9 protein-coding genes are annotated in these 13,289 nt (G+C 74.3%); 6 read left to right on the top strand and 3 right to left on the bottom strand.

The genetic code is table 11. The features are described from left to right. Nucleotides 1-18 precede the first annotated feature (18 nt). Nucleotides 19-1,404 carry a hypothetical protein gene (locus O7633_RS11655; RefSeq protein ID WP_282323395.1) on the top strand — a complete coding sequence of 462 codons (1,386 nt, stop codon included), beginning with the start codon at nucleotides 19-21 and terminating at the stop codon, nucleotides 1,402-1,404. 127 nt (nucleotides 1,405-1,531) lie between these two features. Here O7633_RS11655 and O7633_RS11650 read toward each other — a convergent pair whose 3' ends face one another. Together O7633_RS11650 and O7633_RS11645 are read right to left on the bottom strand one after the other, a co-directional pair. Beyond that, on the bottom strand, nucleotides 1,532-2,185 hold the full coding sequence (locus tag O7633_RS11650; protein WP_282327829.1) for a C39 family peptidase: 654 nt from the start codon (nucleotides 2,183-2,185) through the stop codon (nucleotides 1,532-1,534). 335 nt (nucleotides 2,186-2,520) lie between these two features. Continuing rightward, complete coding sequence (locus O7633_RS11645) at nucleotides 2,521-4,269, bottom strand: beta-N-acetylhexosaminidase (protein ID WP_282327828.1); 1,749 nt, start codon at nucleotides 4,267-4,269, stop codon at nucleotides 2,521-2,523. A 312-nt stretch (nucleotides 4,270-4,581) separates the two neighbouring features. Here O7633_RS11645 and ppdK point away from each other — a divergent pair, with 312 nt between their 5' ends. After that, nucleotides 4,582-7,290, top strand: coding sequence for a pyruvate, phosphate dikinase (gene ppdK / locus O7633_RS11640; RefSeq protein WP_282327826.1), 2,709 nt, complete (start codon nucleotides 4,582-4,584; stop codon nucleotides 7,288-7,290). A gap of 64 nt (nucleotides 7,291-7,354) precedes the next feature. On the opposite strand, the gene O7633_RS11635 is transcribed toward ppdK, so the two are convergent. Continuing rightward, nucleotides 7,355-7,855: a roadblock/LC7 domain-containing protein gene (locus O7633_RS11635; protein WP_074474930.1), complete on the bottom strand. Its 501-nt coding sequence runs from the start codon at nucleotides 7,853-7,855 to the stop codon at nucleotides 7,355-7,357. A 290-nt stretch (nucleotides 7,856-8,145) separates the two neighbouring features. Here O7633_RS11635 and O7633_RS11630 point away from each other — a divergent pair, with 290 nt between their 5' ends. From O7633_RS11630 to O7633_RS11615, 4 genes are all read left to right on the top strand, one after another. Next, entirely contained in the window at nucleotides 8,146-9,495 is a 1,350-nt protein-coding gene (locus tag O7633_RS11630; RefSeq protein ID WP_282327825.1) for a deoxyguanosinetriphosphate triphosphohydrolase, read from the top strand. Between the two features lie 76 nt (nucleotides 9,496-9,571). Then, complete coding sequence (locus tag O7633_RS11625; RefSeq protein WP_278128686.1) at nucleotides 9,572-10,402, top strand: siderophore-interacting protein; 831 nt, start codon at nucleotides 9,572-9,574, stop codon at nucleotides 10,400-10,402. Between the two features lie 102 nt (nucleotides 10,403-10,504). Then, complete coding sequence (gene dnaG, locus O7633_RS11620) at nucleotides 10,505-12,379, top strand: DNA primase (protein WP_278128684.1); 1,875 nt, start codon at nucleotides 10,505-10,507, stop codon at nucleotides 12,377-12,379. Then, complete coding sequence (locus tag O7633_RS11615) at nucleotides 12,379-12,951, top strand: hypothetical protein (protein ID WP_282327823.1); 573 nt, start codon at nucleotides 12,379-12,381, stop codon at nucleotides 12,949-12,951. The genes dnaG and O7633_RS11615 overlap by 1 nt, the downstream gene beginning before the upstream one ends. The last annotated feature ends 338 nt before the right edge of the window (nucleotides 12,952-13,289 follow it).

Below are 13,289 nucleotides of genomic sequence, written 5' to 3'. Positions count from 1 at the left end.
CAATGGGCAGGGTCCTCGATGAGGAGAGTAACGGCTACTGGTGCTGGTGACGGCGAGCTGGGCCGGATCTTGTTGGATGCGTGGCGGCGGGAGTTGTACGAGGGCGTCCTGGTGTCCCGGTCACGGACGTTGTTCACGCTGGTCGACGAGCTGGCCGCCGATCAGGGCCGGTGTGGCTGTCCGGCGCATCTGTCGCTGGGCGCCGTCACCGGGCACGCCGCGGCGTACAGGGCGTTGCGCGACGGTGAGGTGGACACCGGCCGGGCGTTGCGGGCGGCGTGTCGGATCGCCGCTCGGTCCGGCCTGCCCCGGGTGTATGCCGTCGACACCACCGCGTGGCCACGGCCGAACGCGGCCACCAGCCCGGACCGGCAGCCGCAGTACACCCCGGGCGGCCCGCGTGGCGCGGCGCTGATCAGGACCGGGTGGCGGTATCAGCACGTCGTCCGGTTGACGCTGACCCCGGACTCGTGGGTCGTGCCGGTCCTGACCGACCGGATCGCCTCCGGCGACGACCTGGTGGAGGTCACCGTGGACCACATCGCCCGGGTCTGCGCCCAGGACGGGGCCCGCCCGGCCGATCCGTCGCTGTTCCTGCTGGATTCCGGCTATCCCGCGGCCCGGATCACCCATCTGCTGCGCGAGCGCGGGATTCCCGCGGACGTCCTGGTCAGGCTGGCGACCTCGCAGACCATGTGGACCCGACCCGAACGCCGGGCCGCTCACCCACTCGGAGGCCGGCCCCGCCGGCACGGGTTCCGGCTGGCCCTACGCGAACCCGACCTGACCCCGGACGCCGGTGTCAGCGGACCACTCGACATCTACGGCATCGTCACCGTTCGGGCCTGGCATCAGGTCCACCCCAAACTCACCCGCGCCAGCCGCGGATTCACCGACCCGGGTACCCTCCCGATCGTCGAGGGCACCGTGCTACTCGCCCGGGTCCAGCACCTGCGCCCCAGCCGCCGCGCCGGCGACCTCGCACTCTGGTACTCCGGCCACCGCCGCGACCTGCTCACCCTGGTCATGACCTACCTGGCCCGCTTCGACGTCGAGCACTACTTCCGCTACTTGAAAACCACCGCCCAGGCCCCGGACTTCCACCCCCGCCAGCCCGGCACCCTGACCACCTGGCTCCGCCTGCACGCCTACGCCTACCTGCACCTGTTCTGCGCCCGCAACCACATCACCCACCACCGGCTGCCCTGGGAACCCGCCACCACCACAACCCCGACCCCCGGCCAGACACGCCGACAGGTTTCGCCCGCTCTGCGCAACGCCTGGCAACCACCAGGACACGCGAAACCCGGGCACCCCGGACCCGGACGCCCTGCCGGAAGACGCCGCAAACGCCGCACTCGCTATCCGGTCATCCGCAAGAACGCCGTCCACAAGGGCAAATGACAGCCCTCAACCACACCACCACGAACACACCCACACCACACCGCCAGACCACCCTGCCCACAGAACGGTCAAAACACGAGGCCGAAGGGCCCGACCCCGGTGGGGGTCGGGCCCTTCGTGCGGTGCGTCAGGAGGCGTAGCCGCGGCTGGCGATCCAGTGCGCCAGGGCGTCGACGTCGATGCGGTAGCTGGCCTGGTCCGGGTTGGCCGAGTCGGCGATCGTCACGGTCTTCCCGCCCTCGGAGTAGCCGACGACGCTGATGTAGTGGCCGCCCTCGAAGGAGTGGCTGACGCCGTCGGTGTCGGTGGCGGTGCCGGCGATGTTGGCCACCACGGCCCGGCCGTCGTCGACCGCGCGCACGACGTCGGCGCGCAGCTTGTCGATGCTCTTGCCGTCGACCTTGTCGGCCGGCAGCTCCGTGCTGTGGTACGCCTTGCGGCCGGTCTCCTTGTTCAGCACGGGGGTGATGTCGTTGATGGAGTCGGTGCCGGCCTCGGTGGTGCCCATCTCCTTGGCCATGGTGTCCACGTCGATGTCCTTGCCCTGCACGCTCAGCGCGTTACGCGCCGCCGCCGGGCCACAGTAGAAGAAGTTGGGCTGCGCCTCGTAGCGCACGTCCAGCTGACGCTCACCCGCCGGCCGACGCTCCGCCTGCACCGACACGGCGGCCCGCTCCGCGGGAGCGGCCTGCGCGGCCAGCGCCGGCCCCGCGATCCCACCAGCGGTCGCAGCGACACCAGCAACGGTCAGAACGGTACGACGAATCAGATCGGTACGCATAACGGCGACTCCTCTGCTCGGGGGAGAAGACACGGCACCGCGAAGGGGACACGCGCGGCGGCACCGCGAAGAAAAGTCCGGGGGAAGGACGACCCGGCGGCGGGGGCCTGCTCGGGCGTCCAGAGGGTGCAACGACCCCGACCCCACCGGCATTCCGGGGTTCCCGGCCCCCGGCATCCCGGCGCGCGGGGCGGAGGCGGGGCGGTTCAAGGGCCCGACCGGGCGGCAGAGCCCCGGTCGCATGCCAGATACAACGCCCCCACCCCCACCCCGATTCCGCCGTCGCGGTGACCCGGGCCACGGGACGCGGCGGCGCAAACCGGGCATCCCTCGCGTCAGGGCAGGTCGGCCGTGGGTGCGGTCGGCTGCGACGCCCGACGAGGGCTGGGGAGCCCGGTGGGGCCAGTGGTCGGCCAGGGGATCTCCGGGGCGGGGTGGAAGGTGATGCCGGCGGTGTGCCAGCGGGGGCCGTGCCCGGCGAGGCGACGGCGGAAGGACGCCCAGTCGTGGGTGTGCCGGGGCGACCAGCCCAGCTCGGCGAGGGCGGGCAGCCGGGGCAGCAGCATGAACTCGATCTCGGCCAGCGAGGTCACCGACTCGGTCCAGAGCGGGGCCTCCACGCCGAGCACCGCGTCCGCCGGGACCCCGGCCAGGTGCGTCCCCGGATCCCAGCCGTACGCCCGTTCCACGTCGACGAGGCCCGCCCAGTCGTGCCCGATCGGGGTGTCCGGGGCGTACTTCATGTCCAGGTATGCGTGGTTTCCCGGGGAGAGGATGACCCGCGCGCCGCGCCGGACCGCCTCGGCCGTCGCGGGGTCGTCGCCCGTGGTGCCCCACCACTGGAGGACCCGCCCGTCGGCGTGCCCGGCCGGGGCGATCTGGTGCCAGCCGACCACGGTCTTGCCGGTGCCGGCGACGATGCCCTGCGCCCGCTCGACGAAGCGGGCGTACGCGTCGGCCGGGACCTTGAACGCCTCGTCCCCGCCGATGTGCAGCCACGGCCCGGGGGTGAGCGCGGCGACCTCGCCGAGCACGTCGGCGACGAAGGCGTACGTGCGCTCGTCGTCCGGGTCGAGATAGCTGAAGCCGACCTCGGTGCCCGTGTACGGCGGCGGCGCGACCCCGTCCGGCGCGAGCTGCGGATACGCCGTCAGCGCCGCGTTGGTGTGGCCGGGCAGGTCGATCTCCGGGACGACGGTGACGTGCCGGCGGGCGGCGTAGGAGACGATGCGCCGGTAGTCGGCCCGGGAGTATGCCCCGCCGGGGCCGCCGCCGACCTGGGTCGCCCCGCCGACGGTGGCCAGCCCCGGCCAGCCGTCGACGGCGATCCGCCAGCCCTGGTCGTCGGTGAGGTGCAGGTGCAGGTGGTTGAGCTTGTACCGGGCCAGGTGGTCGATCACCCGCAGCACGTCGGCGACGCCGAAGAAGTGCCGCGCCACGTCGAGCATCGCGCCCCGGTAGGGGAACCGGGGCCGGTCGACGATCACCCCGCCGGGCACCGCCCACCGGGCGGCCACGGGGGCGGGGCTCTCGATCGCGGGCGGCAGGAGCTGACGCAGGGTCTGCACGCCGTGCAGGAGGCCGGCCGGGGTGGCGGCGGTGATGCGTACCGCGTCGGGGGTCACGTCGAGCCGGTAGCCCTCCGCGCCGAGCTCGGCGACCGGGCCCGGGGTGGCGGGCCCGGCGACCGGGCCGTCGCCGGGCGCGGCGGAGAGCTGGAGGGCCAGGCCCTCGGCGGGCGGCGCGGCGTCGGTCACCGGGAGCGGGTAGCCGGTGGCGGGCCGCAGCAGGTCGGCGAGCTGCTCGGCGACGTCCCGGGCGGCCGGGTCGGGGCTGACCCGGACGGCCGCGTCGGCGGGGAGCGTGAAGTCGGCGGCCGGGTCGGGCTCGACCCGTTCCGGGGCGGGGACCACGTCGCCCAGCCCGACGGGGGCCGGCGGCGCGAGCCGGTCGGCGGCGGCGCGGGCGGCGGCGCGGGCCAGGTCGGCGGCGGCCGGCTCGTGGCCGGTCGGGCCGACAGCCGGGCCGGTCGGGTCGAGCGGGCGGCGGCCGGGCTCGGCGGGGCGGGGCGGGGTGGGCGGCACGGTGCGGACTCCGGGGGTGTATTCGCGAGGGATATGGCAAAGGTGAAGTTCGGCAGAACCGGTGCGCTCAAGAGTACGAGGGGACCCGAGAATTGCGTGATCGTGCGCGTGGAAACGTTCCCAACAACCGGTACGGACGCGGATAGTCGTGATGGCTGTGCCGATTGTCACCAAGTAGCCCCAGGTCACGCGATGTTCGCTTAGCCTTCGCCCACCGATCGGCGACGACACCGGATTAGCGGTGGTCAGCCCTGGGGTATCGGAAAACTGAACCTTCGTTAAGTGTCAGTCCGGCGCGCGTGGGAGGCTCTGGTGACAGCGCAAGAGACGGTCGATCACAAGTACGTCTACGACTTCGCCGAGGGCAACAGGGACCTCAAGGACCTGCTCGGCGGCAAGGGGGCCAACCTCGCCGAGATGACGAACCTCGGCCTGCCGGTGCCGCCCGGCTTCACCATCACCACCGAGGCCTGTCAGGCGTACCTCGCCACCGGACGGGAGCCGGACGGGCTCGCCGGCCAGATCGAGGCGCACCTGGAGTCGCTGGAGCGGGGCATGGGCCGCCGCCTCGGCGACCCGCACGACCCGCTGCTGGTCTCCGTGCGCTCCGGGGCGAAGTTCTCCATGCCGGGCATGATGGAGACCGTCCTCAACGTCGGCCTCAACGACCGCAGCGTCGTCGGGCTCGCCGCCCAGGCTGGCGGCAACGAACGGTTCGCCTGGGACTCCTACCGCCGGCTGATCCAGATGTTCGGCAAGACCGTCTGCGAGGTGCCGGGCGAGGAGTTCGAGCACGCGCTCGACGAGGCCAAGCGCGCCCGGGGCACCACCAGCGACCTCGACCTGGACGCCGACGACCTGCGGGGGCTGGTCGACGCGTACAAGAAGATCTTCCTCAAGCACACCGGGCGCGACTTCCCGCAGGAGCCCCGCGAGCAGCTCGACCTGGCCATCCGCGCGGTCTTCGAGTCGTGGAACGCCGAGCGCGCGGTGCTCTACCGCCGGCAGGAGCGCATCCCCGCCGACCTCGGCACCGCCGTCAACGTGGTGGCCATGGTCTTCGGCAACCTCGGCCCGGACTCCGGCACCGGCGTCGCCTTCACCCGCGACCCGGCCAGCGGCGCGCAGGGCATCTACGGCGACTACCTGGCCAACGCCCAGGGCGAGGACGTCGTCGCCGGCATCCGCAACACCGTGCCGTTGCAGGACCTGGAACGCCTCGACAAGCGGTCCTACGACGAGCTGCTCGACATCATGGCCCGGCTGGAGGGGCACTACCGGGACCTGTGCGACATCGAGTTCACCATCGAGCGCGGCAAGCTCTGGATGCTCCAGACCCGGGTCGGCAAGCGCACCGCCGCGGCGGCGTTCGTCATCGCCGGCCAGCTCGTCGACGAGGGCCTGATCGACCTCGACGAGGCGCTGCACCGGGTCAACGGCGCGCAGCTCGCCCAGCTCATGTTCCCCCGGTTCCAGCTCGACCACGACTTCGAGCCGGTCGCCAGGGGCGTCGGGGCGTCGCCGGGCGCGGCGTCCGGCAAGGTGGTCTTCACCTCCGCCCGCGCCGTCGAGCTGGCCGCCGAGGGCGAGGCGGTGATCCTGGTCCGTCGGGAGACCAACCCCGACGACCTCAACGGCATGATCGCCGCGAAGGGCATCCTCACCTCGCGCGGCGGCAAGACCAGCCATGCCGCCGTGGTCGCCCGGGGCATGGGCAAGACCTGCGTGTCCGGTGCCGACGAGATCGACGTCAACGTGCCCGCGAAGCGGTTCACCGTCGCCGGACAGACCGTGCACGAGGGCGACGTCGTCTCGATCGACGGCACCACCGGCAAGGTCTACCTCGGCGAGGTGCCGGTCACGCCGTCGGAGGTGGTGCGCTACTTCGAGGGCACGCTCGACCCCGACGAGGCCGACGACGCGCTGGTCAAGGCCGTACACCGGATCATGACGCACGCCGACGCGGCCCGGCGGCTGGCGGTGCGCGCGAACGCCGACACGGGGGCGGACGCCGCCCGGGCCCGCCGCTTCGGCGCGCAGGGCATCGGGCTGTGCCGCACCGAGCACATGTTCCTCGGCGACCGGCGCGAGCTGGTCGAGCGGCTGATCCTGGCCCGCACCGACACCGAACGCGCCGACGCCCTCGCCGCGCTGCTGCCGTTGCAGCGCGACGACTTCGTGGAGATCTTCCGCGAGATGGACGGCCTGCCGGTCACGGTGCGGCTGATCGACCCGCCGCTGCACGAGTTCCTGCCCCCGCTGGAACAGCTCGCGGTCGACGTCGCCGTCGCCCAGGAACGCGGCGAGGACGTGGCGAAGGAGGAGGCGCTGCTCGCCGCCGTCCGGCGGATGCACGAGGAGAACCCGATGCTGGGCCTGCGCGGGGTGCGGCTCGGCCTGGTCATCCCCGGCCTGTTCGCCATGCAGGTGCGGGCGATCGCCGAGGCCGCCGTGCGGGTCACCCGCGACGGCGGGTCGGCCTGCCCGGAGATCATGGTCCCGCTGGTCGGGGCGGTGCAGGAGCTGGAGACGGTGCGCGCGGAGGCCGAGAAGATCATCGCCGAGGTGGTCGGGGACAGCGGCGTCGAGGTGCTGATCGGCACGATGATCGAGGTGCCCCGGGCGGCGCTGACCGCCGGCCAGATCGCCGAGGCGGCGCAGTTCTTCTCCTTCGGCACCAACGACCTGACCCAGATGGGCTGGGGCTTCTCCCGCGACGACGTGGAGGGGGCCTTCTTCTGGCGCTACCTGGAGCTGGGCATCTTCGGCATCTCGCCGTTCGAGTCGATCGACCGTGACGGCGTGGGCCGGCTGGTGCGGATCGCCGCCGAGGAGGGCCGGGCCGCCCGGCCGGGGCTGAAGCTCGGCGTCTGCGGCGAGCACGGCGGCGACCCGGAGTCCGTCCACTTCTTCCACTCCGTCGGCCTGGACTATGTCTCCTGCTCGCCGTTCCGGGTGCCGGTGGCCCGCCTGGAGGCCGGTCGCGCGGCGGTCGAGACGGTCGGCTCCGACAGCCGCTGAGCCGTCGGCCAGGCGCCGGCCCCGGTGGGGAAGCCGCACGCATCCCGCACCGGGGCCGGCGGGCTCAGATCGGCGGACGCCGCCAGCCGGTCGCGCGGGGCGCGTTCGGCGTGCGCCCCGGCAGCGTCGCCATCGGGGTCCGCATGGCCAGCGGCGCGCGCGGGTCGGGCGCGGGCATGCTGACGGGCGCGCTGCGCTCCTGGTCGAAGGCCGAGCCGGTCCGGGCGGCCACCTCGCGGGCCTCCCGGTGCAGGGCCTCCAGGTCGGTGCGGGCCCCGGTGACCAGGGTCAGCAGGGCGTGCCGGCCGGCCGGGTAGGTCACTACGCAGCCCCGGGCGGTGAACACGACCGACTCCTGGAACTCGCCGTGCCGGACCGTGTCGGCGACCCGGTGGCCGAGGCCGAAGCTGGCCGCGGCCAGGGCCGCCAGGTGGGTGGCGTCGGTCGTCGGCAGGTCGCTGGAGATGAGCAGGCCGTCGGTGCCGGCGAGCACGCCCCCGGCGACCTCCGGCCGGCGCTGGCGTAGCCCCCGGAGTTCCGTTTCCAGCACCGTGTCAGCGTCCACGAGCGTCACTTCCCGTCGTCCGATTCATCAGGTTCGGATCTGATTCAGGTGGGCGGATCATCGGTAACGTTCTGCTCTGGGAACGCTACCGGTCGCCATGGTGGACCGCGACCCGTCACGGTCGGCAATTAGCCGACAACTCTCGACTGATCGGCTGTTGCGCGCCGCCGGGCGGGGACTCGTCGCGCGCCGCCGGGGGCGGGGAGCCGGCACCGCGCCACCGGTGGTCGTCGGGCGTAGCCTGGTGGCTCTCGCGAAGGATGTCGCAGCACCGGTGGAGGGTGGACCGCATGACCAGCGCCCGGGACGCGGGCTCCGCCGGCCACCCGGGCGGCTCCGACTGCTCCGCCGGCCACCCGGGCGGCTCCGACTGCTCCGCCGGCCACCCGGGCGGCCCCGACCGGCACCGCCGGGGCGGCTGCGGCGGCGCGCGGTGGGTCGACGAGCCGGCGAAGGACACCGGCGCCGGCCGCTCGCCGTACGAGCGGGACCGGGCGCGCGTGCTGCACTCGGCCGCGTTCCGCCGGCTCGCCGCGAAGACCCAGGTGCACACCGCCGGCACCGACGACTTCCTGCGCACCCGGCTCACCCACTCGCTGGAGGTGGCGCAGATCGCCCGCGAGATGGGCGCCCGGCTGGGCTGCGACCCCGACGTGGTGGACACCGCCGGGCTGGCCCACGACCTCGGCCACCCGCCGTTCGGGCACAACGGCGAGGCCGCCCTCGACCAGCTCGCCGCCGCGTGCGGCGGCTTCGAGGGCAACGCGCAGACGCTGCGGGTGCTCACCCGGCTGGAGGCCAAGGTGCTCGCCCCGGGCGGCGGGTCCGCCGGGCTCAACCTGACCCGGGCGTCGCTCGACGCCACCACGAAGTACCCGTGGCCGCGCCGGCCGGCGGGCGGCAAGTTCGGGGTGTACGCCGACGACCGGCCGGTCTTCGACTGGCTGCGCGCCGGCGCGCCGGCCGGGGGGCGGCGCTGCCTGGAGGCGCAGGTGATGGACTGGGCCGACGACGTGGCGTACTCGGTGCACGACGTCGAGGACGGCGTCCACGGCGGGTACGTGGGCCTCGGCCCGCTGCTGGCCGACCCCGACGAGCGGGCCGCGCTCTGCGCCGACGTGGCGGCCACGTACTCCGGGGAGTCCCCGGCGGACCTGGCCGCCGTGCTGGTCGAGCTGCTCGCCGACCCGGTGCTCGCCCCCCTCGCCGGCTACGACGGCAGCCACCGGGCCCAGGCCGCGCTGAAGGCGACTACCAGCGTGCTCACCGGCCGGTTCGTCTCGACGGTGGTGGCCGCCACCCGGGAGCGCTGCGGGCCCGGCCCGCTGCGCCGCTACGCGGCCGACCTGGTGGTGCCGCGCCGGGTCCGGGCCGAGTGCGCGCTGCTCAAGGGCCTGGCGCTGCGCTACGTGATGCGCCGCCCCGGTGCCCGGCACCGCTACGAGCGGCAGCGGGAGGTCCTCACCGAGCTGGTCACCGCCCTGACCCGGCGGGCCCCCGAGGCGCTGGACCCGGTCTTCGCCCCGCTGTGGCGCGACGCCCCGGACGACGCCGCCCGGCTGCGCGTGGTGATCGACCAGGTCGCCTCGCTCACCGACCCGGCCGCCGTCGCCTGGCACGAGCGGCTGCGCGTCGGCTGAACGCCGGGGCCGGGTGCGGGCGGGCCGCCGACCCGGCCGGTGGGCGACCTGGCGAGCTTAGGCTAGCCTAAGCCGCATGACGGAGCGCCCGAAGAAGGTCACCACCGCGCGGGTCCTGCGGACCTGGCGGCCCACCCCGCACGTGATCCGGCTGGTGCTCGGCGGGGAGGAGCTGACCGGCCTCCCGGTGGGCGAGCACACCGACCACTACGTGAAGCTCGTCTTCCCGCCGGACGGGGTGACCTATCCGGAGCCGGTCGACCTCGCGGCGATCCGCCGCCTGCCCGCCGACCAGTGGCCGCGGCTGCGCGCGTACACGGTGCGAGCCTTCGACGCGGCGGCCAACGAGCTGACCATCGACGTGGTGCACCACGGCGACGAGGGGGTGGCCGGCCCCTGGGCGGCCCGGCTGCGGCCCGGCGACCCGGTGCGGTTCGTCGGCCCCGGCGGGGCGTACGCGCCGAGCCCCGACGCCGACTGGCACCTGCTGGTGGGCGACGAGAGCGCGCTGCCGGCGATCGCCGCCGCCCTGGAACGGCTCCCGGCGGACGCGCCGGCGCGGGTCTTCCTGGAGGTGGCCGACGCCGCCGAGGAGCAGCCGCTGCCCAGCAAGGGCGACGTCGAGCTGACCTGGCTGCACCGGGGCGACCGGCCGGTCGGCGAGGCGCTGGTGGCGGCGGTGCGGGCGCTGGACTTCCCGCCCGGCACCGTGCACGCCTTCGTGCACGGCGAGGCGAACTTCGTCCGCGAGCTGCGCCGGCTGCTGCGCGTCGAGCGCGGCGTGCCCCGCGAGTGGCTGTCGATCTCCGGCTACTGGCGGCGGGGGATGGACGACGAGGGCTGGCGCTCGACCAAGCCCGACTGGAACCGGCAGGTCGAGGCCGACGAGGCCACCACGCCCGCCTGACGCGGTGATCCGGGGCGGCGCGGGACGCGCCCGCCCGCCGTCCCCCCGACGCCGCGCGGGTCACCCCGGCAGGGCAGGATGTAGGGCCGAGGGGGGTGGCGAATGGCTGGGCGGATCCGCGACGAGGACATCGCGCTGGTCCGGGAGCGCACCTCGATCGCCGAGGTCATCTCGGACACCGTGACGCTCCGGTCGGCGGGCGGCGGCAACCTCAAGGGGCTGTGCCCGTTCCACGACGAGAAGAGTCCGTCGTTCAACGTCTCGCCCGCCCGCAACGTCTGGTACTGCTTCGGCTGCGGGGCCGGCGGCGACGCGATCAAGTTCCTGATGGACGCCGACCACCTCAGCTTCGTCGAGTCCGTCGAGCGGCTCGCGGCCCGCGCCGGCATCCAGCTGCGGTACGTCGAGAACGACCAGTCCGCCCCGCGCGCCGCCCGCCCCCAGCAGGGGCAACGGCAGCGCCTGGTGGCCGCGCACGCCGCCGCCGTCGAGTTCTACCAGGCGCAGCTCGGCACGGCCGGGGCCCGACCGGCCCGGGAGTTCCTCGCCCAGCGGGGCTTCGACCGGGCCGCCGCCCAGCGCTACGCCTGCGGCTTCGCCCCGGACGCCTGGGACCTGCTCACCAAGCACCTGCGGCAGCAGGGCTTCACCCACGACGAGCTGGTCACGGCCGGGCTGTCCCGCCCGTCGCGCTCCGGCACCCTGATCGACCGGTTCCGTCGCCGGCTGATGTGGCCGATCCGCGACATCACCGGCGACCCGATCGGGTTCGGCGCCCGCAAGCTGTTCGACGACGACGACGGCCCGAAATACCTGAACACCCCCGAGACGCCGATCTACAAGAAGTCGCACGTCCTCTACGGCATCGACCAGGCCAAGCGGGAGATCGCCAAGCAGGGCAAGGTGGTCGTCGTCGAGGGCTACACCGACGTGATGGCCTGCCACCTGGCCGACGTCCCGACGGCGGTGGCGACCTGCGGCACGGCGTTCGGCGCGGACCACATCTCGGTGCTGCGCCGGCTGCTGCTGGACACCGACGACGTGGCCGGCGAGATCATCTTCACCTTCGACGGCGACGCCGCCGGGCAGAAGGCGGCGCTGCGCGCGTTCGACGACGACCAGCGCTTCGTCGGGCGCACCTTCATCGCGGTCAGCCCCGACAACATGGACCCGTGCGACCTGCGCCTGGCAAAGGGCGACCTGGCCGTGCGCGACCTGGTCGCCCGCCGCGAGCCGCTTGTCGACTTCGCGCTGCGCCACGTGATCAACCGGTACGACCTGGACACCGTCGACGGCCGGGTGGAGGCGATGCGCCGGGCCGCGCCGATCGTCGCGAAGATCAAGGACCGGGAGAAGCGCCCCGAGTACGTCCGCAAGCTCGCCGGCGACCTCGGCATGGAGATCGAGCCGGTGCAGCGGGCCGTGCTCGCCGCCGCCTCCGGCCAGCCCGCCGGCGGCGCGGCGGCGGCACCGGCGCGCGCCGCCCGGCCCGCGCCCGCCACGGACAGCCCGATGTCGCTGGTCGAGCGGGAGGCGCTGAAGCTCGCCCTCCAGGAGCCGGTGCTGGCCGGGCCGATGTTCGACGCGGTCGAGGCGGCGGAATACCACCACCCGGTGCACGTGGCCGTGCGGGAGGCGATCGCGGCGGCCGGCGGGGCCGCCGCCGCCACGCAGGGCGCGGTCTGGGTCGAGGCGGTCCGCGACGCCTGCGCCGACCTCGCCGCCCAGGCCCTCGTGGGCGAGCTGGCCGTGGAGCCGCTGCGCATCGACGGGGAGCCCGACCCCCGGTACGTCTCGGTGACCATCGCCCGGTTGCAGTGGGGCTCGGTGACCGGCCGGATCCGGGATCTCAAGTCGAAGATCCAGCGGGTCAACCCGGTCAGCAACAAGGACGAGTACTTCGCGCTGTTCGGGGAGCTGCTGTCGTTGGAGCAGCACGCGCGGGCGCTGCGCGAGCAGGCCGCGGGAGGGCTGTGATGGGGCTGTTGCGCCGTAAGCCGAAGCTTCCTCCGGCGGCGCGTCCGCCGCTGTCCGACGCCGAGCGGGTGCTGGCCTGGGCCGCCGCCGGACCGGGCACGGCCGGTGCCGAGGGCGGGGGCGGTGCCGAGGGCGGTGACGGTGGCGTGCTGGTCGCCACCAACCTGGGGCTCTGGCTGCCGGGGCGGGACGCCCGGTTGGGCTGGCACGACGTCCTCAAGGCCGTCTGGTCGGGGCGGGAGCTGACCGTCACCCCGGCCGAGCGGGTCGCCGAGCGCGCCGGGTACGTGGTGGTGGCCGACGGCCCGGCCGAGACGTACCTGCTGCTCGCGCCGGCCGAGCTGCCGCACCAGGTGCGGGCGCGGGTGACGCGCTCGGTGGCGTACACCCAGCACCACCCGGTGCCCGGCGGCGCGGGCCGGATCGCCGCCCGCCGCGTGCCCGGGGTGGATGGTCTGACCTGGACGGTGCGCTACGACCCGGGGACCCCGACCGACGACGAGCCGGTGGTCGCGGAGACCGACCGCCTGGTCGCCGCCGCCCGCGCCGCCACGGCCCCCACCGACCTCTAGGGCCCGCCGACGGGGCCGGCGACGCCTGCCCGGCAGGTCACGCAGCGCCACCCGGCGGCCGGGAGCCGCCCCTGGTTCCCGGCCCTTTGCTCTGCACCCACCGACGCGTCGGGTCACGCAGCGCTACCCGACATCCGCGGGCCCGCCCGCCGCGAGGTCGTAGCTGCCCTGTTCGGTCGGGCGCTGCGTGCGTGGGTGCAGAGCAAAGGGAACACGGCCTGTTGTGCCAGTTCGACAGGCCGCCACGCAGCGTGAGTTTCCGCCGTGACCCGCTCCAGCGGGTCCGTCTTCACGCACGGTGACGCGGGCGGTGGCGAGCGGGGTCCCGGCCGTCCGTT

It is taken from the genome of Micromonospora sp. WMMD712 (assembly GCF_029581295.1).
Classification (GTDB): Bacteria; Actinomycetota; Actinomycetes; order Mycobacteriales; family Micromonosporaceae; genus Micromonospora; species Micromonospora carbonacea.
The sequence above is the reverse complement of the archived record's forward strand: the minus strand, read 5'-3'. Positions and strand labels throughout refer to the sequence as shown.

Bases quoted from the DNA above. Each gene is read 5' to 3' on its own strand.
- O7633_RS11615 (WP_282327823.1), top strand. From the start codon at position 12,379: ATGGGGCTGTTGCGCCGTAAGCCGAAGCTTCCTCCGGCGGCGCGTCCG.
- O7633_RS11625 (WP_278128686.1), top strand. From the start codon at position 9,572: ATGACGGAGCGCCCGAAGAAGGTCACCACCGCGCGGGTCCTGCGGACC.
- O7633_RS11650 (WP_282327829.1), bottom strand. From the start codon at position 2,185: ATGCGTACCGATCTGATTCGTCGTACCGTTCTGACCGTTGCTGGTGTC.
- dnaG (WP_278128684.1), top strand. From the start codon at position 10,505: ATGGCTGGGCGGATCCGCGACGAGGACATCGCGCTGGTCCGGGAGCGC.
- O7633_RS11655 (WP_282323395.1), top strand. From the start codon at position 19: ATGAGGAGAGTAACGGCTACTGGTGCTGGTGACGGCGAGCTGGGCCGG.
- O7633_RS11630 (WP_282327825.1), top strand. From the start codon at position 8,146: ATGACCAGCGCCCGGGACGCGGGCTCCGCCGGCCACCCGGGCGGCTCC.